At 62.2% G+C, this 17,290-nt stretch carries 20 protein-coding genes; 14 read left to right on the forward strand and 6 right to left on the reverse strand.

What is annotated here, in order from left to right:
- Window positions 1-112 precede the first annotated feature (112 nt).
- The 8 genes from BLU35_RS03295 (at window position 113) to mucR (ending at window position 6,878) form a co-directional block, all read left to right on the forward strand.
- Window positions 113-2,473, forward strand: coding sequence for a putative monovalent cation/H+ antiporter subunit A (locus tag BLU35_RS03295; protein WP_093232116.1), 2,361 nt, complete (start codon window positions 113-115; stop codon window positions 2,471-2,473).
- Window positions 2,470-2,889, forward strand: coding sequence for a Na(+)/H(+) antiporter subunit B (locus BLU35_RS03300; RefSeq protein ID WP_057250427.1), 420 nt, complete (start codon window positions 2,470-2,472; stop codon window positions 2,887-2,889). Before BLU35_RS03295 ends, BLU35_RS03300 begins: the two co-directional genes overlap by 4 nt.
- Window positions 2,889-3,266, forward strand: coding sequence for a Na+/H+ antiporter subunit C (locus tag BLU35_RS03305; RefSeq protein ID WP_057250425.1), 378 nt, complete (start codon window positions 2,889-2,891; stop codon window positions 3,264-3,266). Before BLU35_RS03300 ends, BLU35_RS03305 begins: the two co-directional genes overlap by 1 nt.
- 7 nt (window positions 3,267-3,273) lie before the next feature.
- Entirely contained in the window at window positions 3,274-4,836 is a 1,563-nt protein-coding gene (locus BLU35_RS03310) for a Na+/H+ antiporter subunit D (protein ID WP_057250423.1), read from the forward strand.
- The gene (locus BLU35_RS03315; RefSeq protein ID WP_057250421.1) at window positions 4,833-5,309 is read left to right on the forward strand and encodes a Na+/H+ antiporter subunit E; all 477 of its coding nucleotides are present in this window, start codon (window positions 4,833-4,835) and stop codon (window positions 5,307-5,309) included. The genes BLU35_RS03310 and BLU35_RS03315 overlap by 4 nt, the downstream gene beginning before the upstream one ends.
- A complete protein-coding gene (locus BLU35_RS03320) occupies window positions 5,306-5,689 on the forward strand; it encodes a cation:proton antiporter (RefSeq protein WP_057250419.1) in 384 nt (127 codons plus the stop codon). Before BLU35_RS03315 ends, BLU35_RS03320 begins: the two co-directional genes overlap by 4 nt.
- Before the next feature lie 14 nt (window positions 5,690-5,703).
- Window positions 5,704-6,027: a monovalent cation/H(+) antiporter subunit G gene (gene mnhG, locus BLU35_RS03325; protein WP_057251077.1), complete on the forward strand. Its 324-nt coding sequence runs from the start codon at window positions 5,704-5,706 to the stop codon at window positions 6,025-6,027.
- A gap of 419 nt (window positions 6,028-6,446) precedes the next feature.
- Entirely contained in the window at window positions 6,447-6,878 is a 432-nt protein-coding gene (gene mucR, locus BLU35_RS03330) for an exopolysaccharide biosynthesis transcriptional regulator MucR (protein WP_034789336.1), read from the forward strand.
- 253 nt (window positions 6,879-7,131) lie between these two features.
- Here mucR and BLU35_RS03335 read toward each other — a convergent pair whose 3' ends face one another.
- The 3 genes from BLU35_RS03335 to BLU35_RS03345 all read right to left on the reverse strand — a co-directional run bounded on the left by BLU35_RS03335 (window position 7,132) and on the right by BLU35_RS03345 (window position 9,090).
- Window positions 7,132-7,554 carry a SufE family protein gene (locus tag BLU35_RS03335; RefSeq protein ID WP_093232117.1) on the reverse strand — a complete coding sequence of 141 codons (423 nt, stop codon included), beginning with the start codon at window positions 7,552-7,554 and terminating at the stop codon, window positions 7,132-7,134.
- 185 nt (window positions 7,555-7,739) lie between these two features.
- Window positions 7,740-8,420, reverse strand: a complete 681-nt coding sequence (locus BLU35_RS03340; RefSeq protein ID WP_057250415.1) for a peptidylprolyl isomerase — start codon at window positions 8,418-8,420, stop codon at window positions 7,740-7,742.
- Window positions 8,421-8,619: 199 nt separating this feature from the next.
- Window positions 8,620-9,090 carry a DUF5330 domain-containing protein gene (locus BLU35_RS03345; protein ID WP_057250413.1) on the reverse strand — a complete coding sequence of 157 codons (471 nt, stop codon included), beginning with the start codon at window positions 9,088-9,090 and terminating at the stop codon, window positions 8,620-8,622.
- Between the two features lie 641 nt (window positions 9,091-9,731).
- Here BLU35_RS03345 and BLU35_RS03350 point away from each other — a divergent pair.
- The 3 genes from BLU35_RS03350 to BLU35_RS03360 all read left to right on the forward strand — a co-directional run bounded on the left by BLU35_RS03350 (window position 9,732) and on the right by BLU35_RS03360 (window position 12,662).
- Window positions 9,732-11,300, forward strand: a complete 1,569-nt coding sequence (locus BLU35_RS03350) for a sensor histidine kinase (RefSeq protein ID WP_057250412.1) — start codon at window positions 9,732-9,734, stop codon at window positions 11,298-11,300.
- Window positions 11,272-12,237, forward strand: a complete 966-nt coding sequence (locus tag BLU35_RS03355) for a peptidoglycan-binding domain-containing protein (protein WP_093232118.1) — start codon at window positions 11,272-11,274, stop codon at window positions 12,235-12,237. Before BLU35_RS03350 ends, BLU35_RS03355 begins: the two co-directional genes overlap by 29 nt.
- A gap of 65 nt (window positions 12,238-12,302) precedes the next feature.
- The gene (locus BLU35_RS03360; protein ID WP_057250408.1) at window positions 12,303-12,662 is read left to right on the forward strand and encodes a DUF1491 family protein; all 360 of its coding nucleotides are present in this window, start codon (window positions 12,303-12,305) and stop codon (window positions 12,660-12,662) included.
- Window positions 12,663-12,854: 192 nt separating this feature from the next.
- On the opposite strand, the gene BLU35_RS03365 is transcribed toward BLU35_RS03360, so the two are convergent.
- Entirely contained in the window at window positions 12,855-13,928 is a 1,074-nt protein-coding gene (locus BLU35_RS03365; protein WP_093232119.1) for a DUF2336 domain-containing protein, read from the reverse strand.
- 296 nt (window positions 13,929-14,224) lie between these two features.
- Between BLU35_RS03365 and BLU35_RS03370 the strand changes: the two genes are divergently transcribed.
- The 3 genes from BLU35_RS03370 to BLU35_RS03380 all read left to right on the forward strand — a co-directional run bounded on the left by BLU35_RS03370 (window position 14,225) and on the right by BLU35_RS03380 (window position 15,861).
- On the forward strand, window positions 14,225-14,929 hold the full coding sequence (locus BLU35_RS03370; protein ID WP_082615819.1) for an SH3 domain-containing protein: 705 nt from the start codon (window positions 14,225-14,227) through the stop codon (window positions 14,927-14,929).
- Window positions 14,930-15,082: 153 nt separating this feature from the next.
- Window positions 15,083-15,364: a hypothetical protein gene (locus BLU35_RS03375; RefSeq protein WP_057250404.1), complete on the forward strand. Its 282-nt coding sequence runs from the start codon at window positions 15,083-15,085 to the stop codon at window positions 15,362-15,364.
- A 326-nt stretch (window positions 15,365-15,690) separates the two neighbouring features.
- Complete coding sequence (locus BLU35_RS03380) at window positions 15,691-15,861, forward strand: hypothetical protein (RefSeq protein ID WP_176707512.1); 171 nt, start codon at window positions 15,691-15,693, stop codon at window positions 15,859-15,861.
- 267 nt (window positions 15,862-16,128) lie between these two features.
- On the opposite strand, the gene BLU35_RS03385 is transcribed toward BLU35_RS03380, so the two are convergent.
- Window positions 16,129-16,674, reverse strand: a complete 546-nt coding sequence (locus BLU35_RS03385; RefSeq protein WP_057250402.1) for a DUF1254 domain-containing protein — start codon at window positions 16,672-16,674, stop codon at window positions 16,129-16,131.
- A complete protein-coding gene (locus tag BLU35_RS03390) occupies window positions 16,667-17,254 on the reverse strand; it encodes a DUF1214 domain-containing protein (protein WP_057250400.1) in 588 nt (195 codons plus the stop codon). The genes BLU35_RS03385 and BLU35_RS03390 overlap by 8 nt, the downstream gene beginning before the upstream one ends.
- Between the last annotated feature and the right edge of the window lie 36 nt (window positions 17,255-17,290).

Below are 17,290 nucleotides of genomic sequence, written 5' to 3' on the forward strand. Positions count from 1 at the left end.
CGGCACATAACGTCGATTTTATCTGGATAAGGCTTGAGCCGCCACAACCCTTCTTTTATGTCGGGTCTTCGATTGATTGTATCGTGAAAACATAAAGGAGCAGGCCAGGACGATGGATGTTGCGGCCCTGACATTTCTGGCTCTCGCACTCCCCTTCGTGGGGGCTTTGGTCGCCCCGCTGCTCACGCGCCTCCTCGGGCACAATGCGGCCTGGGTTCTGGCACTCTTCCCAGCGGCCATTGTCCTGCATTTCGCCCGCTTCTGGCCGGACGTGGCCAAAAGCGAGGTGGTCACCGGTGGCTATGCCTGGATCCCGTCGTTCAATGTCAGCTTTTCCTGGTTGATCGATGGTCTGTCGCTAACTTTCGTCCTGCTGATCGCCGGCATCGGCATGCTGATCGTGCTCTATTCCGGCGGTTACCTGAAGGGCCATCCGCAGCAGGGACGGTTCTTCTCGTTCATCCTGATGTTCATGGGATCAATGCTCGGGCTCGTCGTGTCCGACAGCTTCCTGATGCTCTTCGTTTTCTGGGAACTGACCTCGATCACGTCATTCCTGCTGATCGGCTTCGACCATTCGCGCGAAGCCGCAAGGCGCGCAGCCCTTCAGGCGCTGGTCGTGACCGGAGGAGGGGGCCTGTTTCTGCTCGCGGGGCTCCTGATCATCTGGAACGTCAGCGGCGTCACCCAGCTTTCGCTGCTCATGGCCTTTGGCACGGAGATGCGCGAAAGCCCGTTCTATCTGGCCGCGCTCATTCTCGTCCTCGGTGGCGCCTTCACCAAGTCGGCGCAGTTTCCGTTCCATTTCTGGCTGCCGAACGCGATGGAAGCACCGACTCCCGTTTCGGCCTACCTGCATTCCGCGACAATGGTGAAGGCCGGCGTCTATCTGTTGATGCGGCTCAATCCCGTGCTCGGCGGCACGCCCGAATGGCAGATCCTGCTGCCGCTCTTCGGCGGCGCCACGCTCGTCATCGGCGCAGCTCTTGCTTGCCGCCAGACCGATCTGAAGCTGATGCTCGCCTATACGACCATGGCCTCGCTCGGGCTGCTGGTCATGCTGACCGGTCTCGGCTTCCCGCACGCGATCGAGGCGGCGGCGCTCTATCTTGTCGCACACTCCCTGTTCAAGGGTGCCCTGTTCATGGTTGCTGGCATCATCGATCATGAGACCGGCGCGCGTGACGTGACCAGGCTCGGGGGCTTGGGCTCCGCCATGCCGCTTACGTTCGTCATTGCGCTTGCAGCCGCATTTTCGATGGGCGGCCTGTTCCCCTTCTTCGGCTTCATCGCCAAGGAGGAAATCTACTACGCGCTCTCCGGCTTCGACCGGCGCTCCGTGGTCTTTGCGGCAATCGCGATCCTTGGCAATGCTCTGATGTTCGCGGTGGCCTTTGCCGTCGCCCTCAAGCCTTTCATCGGTGCGAAGGTGGAGACGCCGAATGCGGCGCACGAGGCGCCGGTGCTGCTCTGGCTCGGGCCGGCGCTGCTTGCCGCCAAGGGGCTTTCCGCCGCCTTGCTCTCGGGGTTGACCCACGAACTCGTGTCGACGCCGATGGCATCGGCGATATCAGGCGAACCGCGTGCGGTCACGATGTCCGTCGTTCCGCATGTCGGGGTGCCGCTGGCCATGTCGACCGCGACCGCGTTGATCGGGATCGTTTTCTACCTGAAGCTCGATCGTTTGCGTGGTTTCATCGCCGCAATCCTTGCCGATATCGGCTGGGGGCCGGACCGTGGTTTCGACCAGCTCATCCGCGGGCTCGTTCGTTTTTCCGTCGGGCTGACGCGCCGGCTGCAATCCGGCCGCCTCGACGTCTACATGACGGCGACCTTCATCCTGGTTGCCTGCGTGCTGCTGGTCGTTCCGCTCACCTACGGCGAACTGCCGCGCGCGCCGTTCTTTGCACCCGACGTGCCACTGCACGAGCTTGCGATCATGGCCATCGCGGTCATCGGTCTCGTTGCCGTCGTGCTCGCTCCGGATCGGCTGACAGCGATCGTCTCGCTCGGCATCCAGGGCTTTGCCGTTGCCGTCATCTTCCTGCTCTATGGTGCGCCGGATCTTGCCTTCACCCAGTTCATGATCGAGACGCTGTCGGTCGTCGTCCTGGCACTGGTGATGACGCGCCTCAGGCTCTCGCCGTCCGACCATCGGCCGCTTGCCCAGAAGGTCCCGGATTTTGCCATTGCACTCGCCTGCGGCTTGGGTTTCGGCCTGATGCTACTGAAGACGACGGGCGTTCCCTTTGACTCCACGCTGACGGAATTCTTCAATCTCTATTCGAAATCGATCGCGCACGGCGCCAATGTGGTGAACGTCATCATCGTCGATTTCCGCGGTACGGACACGCTGGGTGAGATCGCCGTGGTGATGGTCACCGGTCTTGCCATCCTGTCGCTGGTCCGCTTGAGGGCTGGTTCTCTCCGCCGCATCGCCGACAATGATCCGGATGCGGAGGAACGCGCATGAAGTCGGTGATCTTCCGGGCCGTCGCCCCTTTTCTCACCAGCCTGATGGTGCTGTTTTCGATCTTCGTGCTGCTGCGCGGCCACAACGAGCCCGGCGGCGGCTTCATTGGCGGGTTGATCGCGGTTTCGGCGCTGGCGATCTACGGCATCGCCTGCGGCGTCGAGACGGTGCGCCGTGCGATCTATTTTCACCCGATGGCGATTGCCGGCGCGGGGCTGTTCGCAGCGACGGTCGCCGGCCTGATCTCGATTGCGGCACGCGTCCCCTTCATGACCGGTCTCTGGATCTATCCTTCGGTTCTCGGCCTGGAAGTCCCGCTCTCGACGGTGATGCTGTTTGATTGCGGCGTCTATCTCGTCGTCGTCGGGGCGATCAGCTCGATTGCGCTTTCGCTCGAAGAGCGGGGAGGCGAATGATGGAAGCCTGGTTCGCGCTGCTCGTCAGTATCTTCTTCACGGTCGCCGTCTACCTGCTGCTGTCGAAATCCATCATCCGGGTGTTGCTTGGTGTTGCCATTCTCGGCAATGCCGTCAATCTGCTGATCTTCACCGGAGGGCGGCTGACGCGCGGCGTGCCGCCGGTCGTCCCCGGCCACCAGGACGCGCTCACGGGACCGGCGGCAAACGCTCTGCCGCAGGCACTGATCTTGACAGCGATCGTGATCTCCTTCTCCTTCTTCGCTTTCTTGCTGGTTCTCGCGTGGCGCGCCTACGAGGTGCTGCAGACCGACAATACCGACGAGATGCGCGTCGCCGAGCCGAAGGACGAGCCGGCTCCGCCGCTTGGATACTGACCGACCCATGGCCGCTTCAACTTCTCCCCACGCAGATCTTTCCGCCGCACTCGTTCTCGAGCCGGCCGCTTCTGCCGATTGGCTGGTGATCCTGCCGGTCGCCTGGTGCCTGGCGATCGGCGCACTGCTTGTCATGCTGCGCCGAAAGATCGATTGGCACCCTTACATCGCTGTCCTCGGACTGGCCGGTCTCGTGTTGATAGACATTCTCCTGCTTCGGCATGTGCTTGCGAGCGGTCCGGTGACAATGGTCATGGGACGCTGGCTGCCGCCCTTCGGCATTGCCTTCACCGTTGATCTGACGGGCGCTCTGTTTGCGTTGACCGCCTCGGTGGTGGCACTCGCCGGCGGGATCTATTCGCTCGCGGATATCAACGACAGCGGTCGGCGCTACGGCTTCTACCCGTTCCTGATGCTGCTGATGGCCGGCGTTTCGGGTGCATTTCTGACGGGGGACATCTTCAACCTTTACGTCTGGTTCGAGGTGCTGCTGATCTCGTCGTTCGGCCTCATCGTGCTCGGCTCCGAGCGCGAGCAGATCGACGGAGCGGTGAAGTATGGTTTCCTCAATCTGGTCGCGACCACCCTGTTTCTGATCACGACAGGCTATCTCTATGCGAGCTTTGGCACGCTCAATATGGCCGATATCGCCCGCAAGGCAGAAGGCCTTGCCGGCACGGCGCCGCTGATGACGCTGACGGCGCTCTTCGTGCTGGCCTTCGGCATGAAGGCGGCGGCGTTCCCGGTCAATTTCTGGCTGCCGGCCTCCTACCATACGCCGCGCGTCGTGGTGTCGGCGCTCTTCGCCGGCCTGCTCACCAAGGTCGGCATTTACGCCCTGATCCGCGTCACCGTCATGCTGCTGCCGCTCCAGCGCGAGGAACTGAGCTTCGTCATTGCCCTTGCCGGCGCGCTCACCATGCTCGTCGGTGCCTTCGGGGCGCTGGCGCAATCGGATTTCCGCCGCATGCTCGGCTATCTCGTGGTCTCCGGCATCGGCTCGATCCTCGCCGGGATTGCGGTCGGCGGGCCGGGCGGCATTGGCGGTGCGATCTTCTATGCGTTGCACTCGATGCTCGTCATGACTGCGCTTTATTTCGCATCCGGCGTTGCGGCCAAGCTCGGCGGCAGCTTCTCGCTTTCGTCGCTGGCAGGCCTTTACCGTCGCCATGCCGGTTTCGCGGCGCTGACGCTCATGCTGGCCTTCGCCGTTTCCGGTCTGCCGCCATTCTCCGGCTTCTGGCCGAAGGTCATGCTGGTCAAGGCGGCGCTCGATATCGGCGCCTGGTGGCTGGCCGCGGCCCTGCTTTTCACCGGCTTCCTGACGACTGTTGTCACCGGGCGTTTTTTCCTGCTGGCCTATTGGCGCGATGCGGCAGCCGGGGAGGGCACGACGGTTTCCGCGACGATCTCGCCGGCGGCGCTGCTGCCGCTCACCGTCTTGGTCATCCTGGCTTTGGCGATTGGTCTCTACCCGGAGCCACTGCTTTCGACCATTCAAAGTGCGGCTGCCTCGCTCGCTGAGCCCTCGGCCTATCTGAACTCGGTTTTCCCGGGAGGTGCCCCGTGACCAAGTTCCTCACCATCAACCTGCTGTTCACGGCGATCTGGGGCGCGATCAGCGCCAGCTTCTCGCTGGCCAACCTGATCCTCGGCTTCGCCGTTGGAGCGCTGTCTCTATGGCTGATCCGCCGCGAGCTCCAGCCCATCACCTATCCGGTGCGTCCGCTCAGACTGTTGTTGTTGACCGCTCTCTTTTTCAAGGAACTCGCAATCTCGGCCACAAAGGTCGCGCTCATGGTCATCCAGCCGAAGATGAAGCTGAAGCCCGGCATCTTTGCCTATCCCTTGACGGTCAGGAGCGATTTCGAAATCGCGTTGCTCGCCAATCTCATCACGCTGACGCCTGGGACCTTGTCGGTCGACGTTTCCGACGACCGCCGGACGCTCTACGTCCATGCGCTCGATTGCGCCGATCCCGGCGGCCTCAGGCGCGATATCGCCAACGGCTTTGAACGGCGGATAAAGGAGGCTTTCGAATGAGCCTGCCAGACCAGATCGAAGCCCTCGCTACGGGCTTCGCACTTATCGCGCTGTCTGTTGCCCTTCTGATTACTGTCTGGCGCATCATCCGCGGCCCGACCTTACCGGACCGCGTGCTCGGCCTCGACATGTTGGTGGCGATCGCCATTGGCCTGATTGCCGTCGTCGCGATCCGCACCGGTTTCAACCTCTACATCGATATTGCCATTGCCCTTGGCTTGGTCGGCTTCCTCGCGACCGTCGCCTTTGCCCGCTTCATCCTGGCTCGCGGGCTTTCGCCAGAGACGGCCAACGTTGAGCGTAGCTCGCCGGAATCAAAGCGCGCGTCCGCACCGAGATCCAATGCGGTCCGTCGCAAGTATAAGGGAGGGCGCCGATGAACCCCGTCCTGGACATGGCCGTTGCTGTATTGGTTGCCGCTCTGTTGATCGTCGGCGCGATCTTTTCGCTGCTTGCGGCAATTGGCATCTTGCGTTTTCCCGATCTCTACACCCGTATGCATGCAGCGTCTAAGGCCGGCACCGTAGGTTCAGGCCTGTTGCTGCTGGCTGCGGGCGTTCATTCTCTGGATGCAGCGATACTGATTCGGGCGCTTGCAGGCTTCTTCTTCTTCGTTCTGACTGCACCAATCTCGGCTCATCTCTTGGCAAAAGCCGCACATCAGGCCGGTTACAAACTTACGAAGCTGTCAGTTGTAGATCAGCTTCCACAAAAGTAGAGCCACGTCATCGCTGATCGATGACATTTCTGAATCTGTATTTCAGAACTTTGCGATGCAGTGTGGCCATTTTAGCAATTCGGAGATAAAGTTGCTAACTGTCGGCAAATTTATGTTTGGACATTTCACGCATCGATGTTAATCGAGTAAATGTAAAGTGTCGTCGTGGAAATACTTTGATCTGAAATTCCAGCTTGAGTTGTGAATGTTGGTTGTTGCTTTGAGAGTTCGGTCGTCCCGGTGACTCGGCAGCAGGTTTCGTAATCAAAATTCCTACTCTTGATATCGTGGCCGGCGTTTGTCCTTGCCGCGTTTGATGGTCCATCCCAAGGCAGCGAAGGCTTCCTGGCGGCTCTTGCAAGCGTTCCTCCCCCCGAGACGCCGTTTCGGGTTGTGCTGAAGTCCGATAGGAGAAAGAAATGACTGAAACAGCGCTTGGCGCGAGCCATGAACTTCTGGTTGAGCTGACGGCGGAAATCGTTGCCGCCTACGTCAGCAATCACGTGGTTCCCGTCGCCGAGCTTTCCACGCTGATCGCAGATGTGCACTCGGCGCTCAACAACACCGCGGCGCCGGCACCGGTCGTCATCCCCGTTGAAAAGCCGAAGCCGGCCGTGTCGGTTCGCAAGTCCGTCCAGGACGACCAGATCACCTGCCTCGAATGTGGCGGCACCTTCAAGTCGCTGAAGCGCCACTTGATGACTCACCACAATCTGTCGCCGGAAGAATATCGCGAGAAATGGGACCTGCCGACCGACTACCCGATGGTCGCGCCCGCCTATGCGGAAGCACGCTCGCGTCTCGCCAAGGAAATGGGCCTCGGCCAGCGCCGCAAACGCCGTGGCAAATAAGACTTCAACCGTCTGGTGAAGCCTTGCGGCTGGTTGCTGCAATTTGCCTGACGGCATTTGGTTTGAACACAAGGGCCGGGCCTGAGCGTCCGGCTCTTGTGTTTTGTACTGTCACAGCGCGGTCGCTGCGGCAGGTCCTGACGGCGCCTTGAAGCCTTTCGCGCAAACGTGCGCAGCGGTTTTGCGATAACGACATGCGAAATATCATAAAACTTAAAGCGCAAGGCGCGAACCTGAGAGATCGCGACGCGCTTTAGGCGGCCAGCCGAAGCTCGGCTTCGTTCTTGATGCGGCGGATCATCGAGCGCAGGCCATTGGCGCGCTGCGTCGACAGGTGCTCGATCAGGCCGATCTTGCCGAAGGTATCGATCGCATCGGTCTTGGTGATCTCCGAGGCATGTTTGCCGGAATAGATGGCGAGCACGATTGCGACCAGGCCGCGCACGATATGCGCATCCGATTCACCTTCGAAAGTCAGGACAGGGTCCTCCGGATTGCCGGCCGTCTGGGTGACGAGCCAGACCTGGCTGGCGCAACCCTGAACCTTGTTTTCCTGGGTCCGCTTGGCTTCCGGCATGTCCGGCAGAGCTTTGCCGAGTTCGATCACATAGCGATAGCGATCCTCCCACTCGTCGAGGAAGGCGAAATCGTCGATGATCTGGTCAAGCGTCGTCATGGTCCGGGTCCAGTTATCAGGGGATTATACGCCCGCCGGTCCTTGCCGCGAACGAGCTTTGTCCCTGTTCATGCCCCTTTGCCATCAGGCATGCGGGCTTTCAGTCCTCATATAGGGGATGGCAAGCCCATTGAGAACCGCCAATAACAGTTACCTTGGGTGTCGGCGGCATTTCGCCGGCGCGGTCAGATCGAAACGCTTGACGGGAAGATGAAGGCATTTCCGGCGCCTGCATCGATCCCGCCGAGTTTGCCGACGGCCGCCGACAAGGCATGGCCGGCCGCGCGCGCATCGTCAGCGTCACGGGCAGATCCCTCGGTGTGCAATTCCTGCTCGGCCTTTTGCAACAGCTGCTTTATCTGCTCGGCAAGCGATTTGAGTTCGGCGGCCAGTTTCGTGGTGGCGCCGGACTCACCGTCATCGTCGCTGAATTCACGATAGGCGCGCTCCGCAAAGCTTGTCGGCTCTGCGGACGTGGCTGCATCGTTTCCGGCGATAGCACCTTCAACTTGCGCACTGCCGGTATCTGCCAAGGCGGCCACGGCCGCAGCGGAGGCAACGCCGTTTATCGCTCCGGCACCGTCTGCGCCGGCCAACTGCTGGGCTGCCGTGCCGAGTTGCTGAGCGAGTTGCTTGGCGAGCCTCGCGAGCGTTTCCGGATCCGATGCGAAGAACCGGAGCATCCGAAGCTGTTCCTTGATGTCGTCGAGCTTCTTCTTTGCTGCGGCGGCGCGGTCACCAGTGTCGTCATCGGTGCCGAGGAGCAATGCGGCCGATGCCGGGCTCTTGCCTTCGACGGCGGTCGATGTGCCGGCTGTCGCTGGCCGCGTCACGCCCGCATTCGAAAAAAGCCCGTAGATCTGCATTGGGTGCCTCCGCTTGCCGTGCGGCGGACCTAAGCAGCCACGGCTTGTGCGTGGCTGGCTCTTGGCGATCAAAGGTTGCGCCTGAAAAGAAAACGCCGCGAGGGGATGGGATCCTCGCGGCGGCCACGACAGGGCGGCAAGTCAGGCAGTTAAGTTGCGAATGGGTGGCCCGCCGGTCTCGACCGAGGGCTTGGCATGACTACTGGATGATCGCGGCCTTGGGATCGAGGCGCTTTTCCGGAACCGGCGTGCGCTTGAAGACAGGCTCTGCATCGATGGTGCTGACCTCGGTGGCGGGTGCTGCCACATCGGCAGCGGGCTTGACCGTGCCGGTCATGACCGGTGTGACCGTTCCGGTCATCACCTTGGCATCGGGTTGGGCCGCATCGGTTTCGGCAAACTGGGTATCCAGGAACTCATAGGCGATACGAGCGCCTTCGCGGGCCCTGTGGCCGAGGGCGACGAAGGTCTCTGCCCCTTTCTCGCAAATCTCAGGCTTCTGGATGCAGATGGCGCTGATGTATTGGAAGGCCTCATTGGCGGCGGCGAAGGTGTCGCCAAGCTCGACCTTGGGAGCGTGCTCCAGCTTCTGCGAGCTCGACGGATCGAGGAATGGCAGCAGCACCAGCACCAGCGAAAACCAAAATGTCGCCTTGATGAGAAACCACATGTTCTGCCCATACTTCGTTCAGCTGCCTGAGCTCGCCAGTCTTCTAGCCGGCTTTTGTGCCTTCGGCATCCCGCAGCGCCGTCGTATCCCCTGATACCCGTTCACGCTGCCGTCGTTTCCTCGGGGAGCTGCTGCCTTCGAGGCAGCATCCGTCCCTTTGTTGACACCGACATTAGGACGGGAATCACAAGACGGCTTTTCAAAATCGCGCGGCATTTGCTTCAAATTTTAATGAAATGCCGCCGCCGAGTGCTTTGCCGCGCATTTGTGTCGCATTTTAGCTTTCGCCGTTAAGGTTCGTGGCGGGACCCTGTGTGCGAAGCCCGGAAGCGTCGGCAATGGCGTGCCGGCGGGCTCGCCACAATCGTTAACGCTGTGCAGAAAATGCACAGAAATCCGTTGCTTACGCCCCGTTAACCACAAGAAATGAAGGTCGCTCAATTTGCTCCAAAACGGGATTTTTCGGCCGTTTCGCACCGTTCCGGCACGGGCGCGTTTATTCTTTCATTAAGCCGGGGATGCGAGATTCCGACATGTCACGAGGCGGTCTGAACCGCGGTTTCCAAATAGGGGAAATCGGTCGCGCCAGCCTCGCAAGAACAACAAATGTAGCAGGGTAAAGCGTGAGCGTATTGCGTAACATGGCTGGCAGATGGGCGTCCCGCGTGGACGAGATCGCGGCCCTGTGGCTGCCCCGTCGTGAGGCTTCTTCGCCCGCCGGGCGCCGCGACACGAAACGTTTGCGCACTGTTGCGGCCGTGTCTTTGACGACACTGCCGGTGGCGCCGCTCGCCCTGTCGCTCGCCATACCCGTGTCCTCGGCCCTGCCGCTCGGAACCGCTCTTTGGGCTTCCGCTTCGCTACTGGCGGCAGCCGTGGCGATCGCTCGCGGCCGAGCGCCGGAAACTGCTGCGCCGGCTCCGTCCGATCCCGTTCTCCGGGACCTCTCGGCAGCCTATGACCTGTTTGCGGGCCTCGTGACCGTGCATGACCTGCGCGGCAATGTCCTTTCCGTGCATGGGCGCGATGCCGCCGAGCACCTGACGCTGATGCGCGACCCGGCGGGCCGCGGCTTCATCGAGCAGATCCACGTCTCCGACCGCATTACGTTCCTGAGCGCGATCGACATCCTTCGCCAGGGCGGCGATCGGGCGACGGTCGATATCCGTATCGAACGGCGGACCTTGCCGATCGAAGGCGAACAGTTCGTCTACATGTCCTGCGACTTGGCGCCCTTGCGCGATCGCGATGGCAACTTGACGGCGATCCTTGCGCAGTCGCGCGATGTCTCTCAGGAGGCAGGCCTGCGCGCCGAGGCGGCGGCCCGGACCGCCGAAGCGGAGTCTGCGAACGATGCCAAGACCCGTTTCCTCGCCGCCGTCAGCCACGAGCTGCGCACGCCGCTCAATGCGATCCTCGGCTTTTCCGACGTGCTGGGCGGCGAGTATTTCGGCAAGCTCGAGAACGATCGCCAGCGCGAGTATGTGAGCCTCATCCACAAGTCGGGCGAACATCTGCTCTCCGTCGTCAATACCATGCTCGATATGAGCAAGATCGAGGCGGGACGCTACGAGCTCATGCCCGAGCCGTTCCGCGTCGCCGAGGCGGTTGCCGCCTGCGAGGCGATGCTGTCGCACCAGGCCGCGGAAAAGGGCGTCAAGCTCGTCAGCCGCGTCACCCGCGGCATTGGCGAAGTCAATGCCGACCAGCGCGCCTTCCAGCAGGTTCTCATCAACCTGGTCGGCAACGCCGTGAAGTTCACCGACCATGGCGGCGTCGTGACGATCGACGCTGAAGTGGACGGTGCGATGCTGAAGCTCTCGGTCAGCGACACCGGAATCGGTATTGCCGCCGACAAGCTGGAGCTGCTCGGTCAACCTTTTGTCCAGATCCAGAACGACTATACACGCCGCTACGAAGGCACGGGTCTTGGCCTTTCGCTGGTCAAGGGCCTCGTTGCCCTTCATGGTGGCGACCTCACGATTCGCAGCCGCGAGGGTGAGGGGACCGTCATCGTCGTGACGATACCGCGCGACGGCTCCGGCATCGCCGTTGCCGAGCAAGAAGAGCAGCGTTCGTCGGTGACGGTGGAATTTCCGCCGCGCCTACGCGACGGAGAGGCGAGGCCGGCCGCCGAAGGAGGGCGGTCCGAAGACGTTGGTTTGAACGAGGAACGGGGATATGGCGCCGCGCAAGCGAAAACAGCCTGAACGGAAGAAGGCCGCGCGGCGTGCGCCTGGCCTGGCCGTGCGCGGGCTGGCTCTTGCCGGACAGGGTGTTGGGCTTGCCGGCCGGCTGATGGCGCGCCATCCCCTGGTCTCTGGCGGCTCGGCCGCCTTCCTGGTCGTGTTTTCCTTCGTTGCCGCCAATGCCATGTGGTACCAGCACGGTGTGCACCCGTCACCGCTGATGCGCACCCGCGTGCCGCTCGTCAGCGCCGAAACCGCGCAGCGGATCGCCATCGCCAAGGGCGAAGAGATCGAGCCGCGCAACGTGACCACCTTCGTCATCGAGCGCGAGGGCGAGGCCAAGGCGGACAATGTCGAGGACGTGATAGCTGCGGCTTCCGCGGATCTGCCGACGGAAAAACCGTCGCCTGAGCGCGTGGCAAGCGTGCCCGGTGGCGCGACCTCGAAGCTCGTTGCCGACATCCAGAAGGAACTGAACCGCGTCGGCCTTTATGACGGCGCGCCGGACGGGCGCAGCGGCCCACGGACGGCGGCCGCGATCCTGCGCTTCGAAGCGCAGGCCGGCCGCGCCGAGACGGGTTCGGCCAGTACAGAGTTGCTGCAGGCACTTCGGGCGGCACCTGGCGATCAGGCTGCTCAGGTCATGCCGGCGGGAAGACCTCTCGCCGAGGCCAAGGGCAGTGGCGTTGAGATCGATCCGGTCGCTGCCGCCATTCGTTCCTCCGAGAAGGAGAGCAATTTCGTTCCGCGTGCCGAAATCCCGGTTTCGAGCGCCTTGGTGCTGAACATCCAGAAGGGGCTGAGCAACCTCGCCTATGCGGATGTGACGGTCGATGGCGTCGCCGGAGCGCAGACGCGGGCGGCGATCCGCCATTTCGAGAAACATTACCGCCTGCCGCAGACCGGTGAACCGAATGCCCAGGTCTTGAAAAAGCTCAAGGAAATCGGCGCACTCTGATTGCCAGTGGGGTTTGACCGCGCCGCCGATTTGCCTGCGCCGTCCAGCGCGTGTATCAGCCTTTCATGCGCCTGAAGTCTCACATCTTCGTCTCGTCCCTCTTGCGCCGCGCGTTTTCGCTCGGCGGCTATGCGGCCGTGCTGCGCAAGGGAGCGGAGGAGGCCGGTGCGATCTTCATCCGCCAGCGGACGCGGCTCGGCACGGAGACGCTCTTTGCCCCGGCGCCGCAGAATTTCTTCGACGACGAAGTCGCGCTCGGCCGCAAGTTCGAAGTGAGGCTGCGCGACAGCGATACTGAGCGGGTCGATGCGGCGCTCGCAGGCGAAATCCGCTTCGATCCGGATTGCTGGATCGTGGAGATCGAGCTGGACGACCATGGCGATCTGTTCGAGGTGGTTCCGGAGGAAGGGGCAAGCCGGCCCTGACACCGTCTTGCCGATCGCAATGGCCGCATCGCAGGACCGCAGGCTCCGACGGGTCGCGAGTGGAGTTGGACCATCGAAGCGATGAAGCAGCTTTTCTAGGGCGGGCGAGGACTCACCGGTACGCCCAGGCATGTTCCCGAAACGGGAAGCAGACCGCGTCAAGGCGAGGAGCAGGATGAGTATTTTCTGCGCCTAGCCGCGTCGCCGGCCGAAAAGCCGCTGGGGCTGCACATTGCCGGCGGCCGCTGCAATCTTGCGGGCGCCGGTCTGCCGCGCATCGTTGGCGGGATTTTCGGCAAAGTAGGCTTCGTGCCTTGCCGCTGGAGCGCTTTCTTCGGCCTCTGCCTCGAACCAGCCATCGAGCTGTTCGCGGCAGGCGGTACGGTTCATGGCGCCGATCAACGCTTCCGCATGGCTCGTCTCGCCGAAGGGCTCACGAAGATGCGGATACAAGGCCTGAAGCACGAAACCGGCATCGGTCGCCTGGACATCGAGCGCGACGAGGCTCGTCGCAAGCCGCTGTCCGGAAATATCGAGCAGGATGCGCTCGACGTGGGCGTCCTTGGTGCCGAGCGCCTGGCCGAGGACGCGCGAGAACAGGATGATCTCGCCGCTGCGGGCAAAGCGAACAAGCAATGCAGCATGCACGTCATTGATTGCCTCGGATGAGGCGGCCGGCGTGGGGTTGCGTGACCCCGCTCGCGCCAGGGTCTTGATCTCGTGCCTGAGCGCTTCTTCGCGGGCGGTGCGCAAGGAAGCGGCTGCAGCCTCCGGGTGTGTCTGTTCCGCCACCGCCTGCTTTGCCGCGCTGCTGCGCGCGGCAAGCCCGAGTGGATTGTGGTGCTCGACCAGGGCATCGACGACAAGAGGGGAGAGGTTGGGACGCCGCGCGATTGCTGCGGCATGTTCCGGCCCGCGCTCGCGGATGACCGCAATGAGAGTGCGGTCGGCTATCGCCTTCGAACGCGTCAGGAAAATCGCGGCAATCGAAATCGGCATGCCGCCGATCAATGCGGCGACTGTTTCGGGGATCTGCGAGCACTGGGAAAGGGCTGCCGCCGCCTGACGGCGCGCTTCGTTGCTGGAGCCGAGGAAGAGCGGTTCGAACAGTTCGGCAAACTGCTTCATATCGGATTTGCGGGGGATGCGCAGGCTTTCGAAACCGGTAACCGTCGCCATCAGGACAACGTCCTTCAAGCGGCCGGTCTGTGGCCTTTCCAACTCACGAAAGCGATCCGTCACGGTAATTCCCTGCACGCAAAACATGATCGCCGTTTCCGGTGATCCGGAAAGGCACACGTCGCAAAAATTAGAAGAAAAGCGTTAGCGCACTGTTAACTATGGATGTTGGAGCTTTATTCAGGCTTACGGCACATGCGTGGCGCGCGACAGGGCCGCCCATTCGCCCCGCTGGCCCCGCATTTCTCGGGGACATCCGCGGCATCAGCCATAAAAAATCCACATGCGGTCAGGAGTTATCGCGGCGACGGTCAAGGGCTCCGGACGCCCGCCGACGTTTGGAGGCCAAATGAAGAGGGGCCTCTCATGGGAGATATGGAACTGTGAAGAAATTTATCCTGCGCGCAGCGGCGGTCTGTGCGCTCCTCGCGGCCCCGGTTGTCGCCGAGGCTGCCGAAGGCTTTGCCACTGCCAATGTGAACATGCGCTCCGGTCCGAGCACCCGCTATCCGGCGGTATCGATGATCCCGGTCGGCGAATCGGTGGAAATCCACGGATGCCTTGCAGATCTGCCGTGGTGCGATGTCTCGTTCTACGGTGGGCGCGGCTGGGTCGCCGGGCGTTATGTCCAGGCCGACTATCGCCGCAATCGCGTTTACGTCGAGCCCCGCTATTATCGCCCGCTCGGAATTCCAACGGTCGTCTTCCAGTTCGACAACTATTGGGACCGCAACTACCGCGGTCGTGACTTCTATCGCGAGCGCGATCGTTGGCGCCACGGACCGGATTGGGTCGACGACCGCCGGAATCGTCGCGACTGGGAGCGCCAGCGCGAGCGCGACCGCCGCGACTGGGAAAGTGACCGCCGCCGCGAGCGCCGGGACTGGGAAACCGGTGAACGTGAAGACGAGTGGCGGCGCCGCGAGAGCGAATGGAACCGCGAGCAGACCGTGCGTGAAGAGCGCCGCGAATGGGAACGTCGCAGCGACGGCGTGCGCGTTCGCCAGAACGATGACGGCATCTACGAAGGCGCCCGCCCGGCACCGTTTGTTCGGTGCCAGTTCGACGATCCGAACTGCGAAAACTGACGTGGAGCGCCTGAAACGGCGTTCTTGCGTTGGACTGGAAAACGGGCGGCTCTGGCCGCCCGTTTGCTTTTCGGCGCTCCGGTTTTCTGCAGCTTCTGGCGGAACCAAACGCCATCCGGAGCGTTGAGACGGCGCAGACAAGGGAGCATTGTAATGGTGGAAAAGAAACTGGAGGCCGTGCAGACAGTCAGCGAAAACGTTTCGCAGGCGCAAGCGCGGGCTGAGGTTGATGTGCAGATTGCCGAACTGCGGGCGGAAATCGCCCGGCTGACCGAAGCAGTCTCTGCGATTGGCAGCGGCACGAGGGCAGTCGTGCAGGGCGAGGCGGAGTTGATGGTGGAACGCGTTCGCGAGCGCGTGCGCGAGGAGCCGCTGTCGACGCTGGTGGCGGTTGCCGGGGTGTCGTTTCTGTTTGGCCTGATCTCGCGACGCTAGCGAAAAGCCGCGGTTTGCGAACCGCCGCTCCGGGTTGTTACCTCGGATACATCTCGGGGGCTCGTCTGGCGAGATAATGAATCTAGGTTGGTGTCGCAGCGGTGTATTAGCAATCTGTTAACCAGCCTATGGCTCAATCGGGGCGGACCCGTTATCATCGGGCTGCGTCGTGTGAACCAGAAGAGCAACATCCGGGCGACCGGAAGAAGGAGCAAACGAGAAAAGCGCGCCTGTCCAGGCAAGGCCTGGAAAAATGCGCTGGCCCGAGAGGGCAGGGTGAAATCTGTACGGTAGTTCATCCGTCTCAAGACTTTGTGGAGACGAGCATGGCAGACGTGATCAGAATTCAGGACCGAAAGGTTCGCGTACCGCCGCGTAGACCGCCGGCCATATCGGGCGGGGCCAAAGTGCTTCTGTTTACCGGTATCCGCTACGAACGCCTCGACCGCGACCCGCAGCCGACGGCACCCGATGGACGCCGGATCAAGAAGCAGTAACGTTCGATTTCCCGCATCGGCGGCCGGTTACGACCGGGCGCGCGTCCTTGGCCCGAAACCTCAGGGTCCTTCACCATAATTCCTGCACTGAACGTAGTCTTTGCGTTGGCTGTCTGCCGCGCGCAACCGCGACAGCGCGGTCAGATGCCTTCACGTCCGAAGCATCTAAAGCGCCGTGCGTTCAAATGAACGCACTAAGGTCGCTCTAGCACTTTGTTTCTAGAGCATCTTTCCGCTTCCAGTGATTCCACTTGAAAGCGGGATACTCTAGCGCCGAAATGGCTCGCAGCTTGATTCCGCAAGGAAATTGCGGACCTGCTCCTCGAAACTGTCGACTGGCGCCATCGCTCTCAAAACGGCGTAGCCGTCCTGTTCCTTCATCTCCACCATGATCGATTGTGCCAGTGCCTCCGGCGGAGACTTGCGCAGTTCTACCAGCTGAATCGGCGTCGCGACGACAAGATCGAGCTTGCCGTTGACCGCCGTGTGGTCGTTCATGCTGAAGACTTCGTTCGAATTGCTGTCGAAGACCGCGAGCGACCAGAACGGCACGCTGCCGCTGGCGAGGAAGCGCGCCGGCCCGTCCGAGATCGAGAAGCTGCAAACGGCCGCCCTGAGATAGGGATCGTCATTGGCAAGGCCGGTCGACCCCGGCGTGCTCGTCAGCGCGAAGAAACTGTCCATCTCGAGCAGCCCCAGCACGCGGGTATAGGCGTCGCGGCCGGTAAATTGCGGCAGCGACAGGATGATGATGATGTGCAGCAGGGCGGCGCCTACGAGGCCGAGGACCGTGGCGAAGAGAACCTTACGCATCGCCGCACCCGGTCTTGGTGATAACAGGCATGGCGAGGTCGATCAGGCCCGAGGAACCTGCAGTCGGCGTGTCGAGCAGCGTCAGGACCAGCCGGAAGGTCCCCGCATGGCGCACGGCCAGCCAATTGTCCGGCTGGGCGTTCGGCGACACATGGATAGTGAAATTGCTGTTTTCGCTACGCAGCACCATCCAGGAATTGAGGGCCGAGGGCAGGTCGGAGCCGGGACGCAACGGCAGGCCGTCGGCATTCGCGGCATAAAGCGTCCAGAAGCGAGCCTGCGGCGTCAGCCCCGTGACGTCATAGGAGCAGGTCGCCTGGAGCTTCTGGCCCTTGTCGTCGGTCTGGGCGCTGAACATCAATCCTTCGGCGCCACCGTACAGAAGTTCGCCCGCGCGCGCCCGGTGCGCCTTGGCATAGGGATCGGCATTGATCGTCTGCGCTTCCGGAAAAGCAACCCACGGGCCGATCGCGATCGAGCCGAAACCGACGGTCGCCTTCAGCGCCCATACGGCCGAGGCAATGCCGCCGCCGAAGGCGATGGCAAGAGCGAGGGCGACGAGGAAGGGGATTCGAAACAAGGGCGGCTCTATCGGAAATCGTTCGGCGGCGGGGCA

This window comes from Sinorhizobium sp. NFACC03, from assembly GCF_900103435.1.
GTDB lineage: Bacteria > Pseudomonadota > Alphaproteobacteria > Rhizobiales > Rhizobiaceae > Ensifer.

Coding starts and splice junctions, on each gene's coding strand:
- BLU35_RS03305 (WP_057250425.1), top strand. CDS start 2,889: ATGGAAGCCTGGTTCGCGCTGCTCGTCAGTATCTTCTTCACGGTCGCC.
- BLU35_RS03310 (WP_057250423.1), top strand. CDS start 3,274: ATGGCCGCTTCAACTTCTCCCCACGCAGATCTTTCCGCCGCACTCGTT.
- BLU35_RS03360 (WP_057250408.1), top strand. CDS start 12,303: ATGCGCCTGAAGTCTCACATCTTCGTCTCGTCCCTCTTGCGCCGCGCG.
- BLU35_RS03375 (WP_057250404.1), top strand. CDS start 15,083: ATGGTGGAAAAGAAACTGGAGGCCGTGCAGACAGTCAGCGAAAACGTT.
- BLU35_RS03380 (WP_176707512.1), top strand. CDS start 15,691: ATGGCAGACGTGATCAGAATTCAGGACCGAAAGGTTCGCGTACCGCCG.
- BLU35_RS03385 (WP_057250402.1), bottom strand. CDS start 16,674: ATGCGTAAGGTTCTCTTCGCCACGGTCCTCGGCCTCGTAGGCGCCGCC.
- BLU35_RS03300 (WP_057250427.1), top strand. CDS start 2,470: ATGAAGTCGGTGATCTTCCGGGCCGTCGCCCCTTTTCTCACCAGCCTG.
- BLU35_RS03335 (WP_093232117.1), bottom strand. CDS start 7,554: ATGACGACGCTTGACCAGATCATCGACGATTTCGCCTTCCTCGACGAG.
- BLU35_RS03355 (WP_093232118.1), top strand. CDS start 11,272: ATGGCGCCGCGCAAGCGAAAACAGCCTGAACGGAAGAAGGCCGCGCGG.
- BLU35_RS03365 (WP_093232119.1), bottom strand. CDS start 13,928: ATGTTTTGCGTGCAGGGAATTACCGTGACGGATCGCTTTCGTGAGTTG.
- mucR (WP_034789336.1), top strand. CDS start 6,447: ATGACTGAAACAGCGCTTGGCGCGAGCCATGAACTTCTGGTTGAGCTG.
- BLU35_RS03350 (WP_057250412.1), top strand. CDS start 9,732: ATGGCTGGCAGATGGGCGTCCCGCGTGGACGAGATCGCGGCCCTGTGG.
- BLU35_RS03295 (WP_093232116.1), top strand. CDS start 113: ATGGATGTTGCGGCCCTGACATTTCTGGCTCTCGCACTCCCCTTCGTG.
- BLU35_RS03340 (WP_057250415.1), bottom strand. CDS start 8,420: ATGCAGATCTACGGGCTTTTTTCGAATGCGGGCGTGACGCGGCCAGCG.
- mnhG (WP_057251077.1), top strand. CDS start 5,704: ATGGCCGTTGCTGTATTGGTTGCCGCTCTGTTGATCGTCGGCGCGATC.
- BLU35_RS03345 (WP_057250413.1), bottom strand. CDS start 9,090: ATGTGGTTTCTCATCAAGGCGACATTTTGGTTTTCGCTGGTGCTGGTG.
- BLU35_RS03320 (WP_057250419.1), top strand. CDS start 5,306: ATGAGCCTGCCAGACCAGATCGAAGCCCTCGCTACGGGCTTCGCACTT.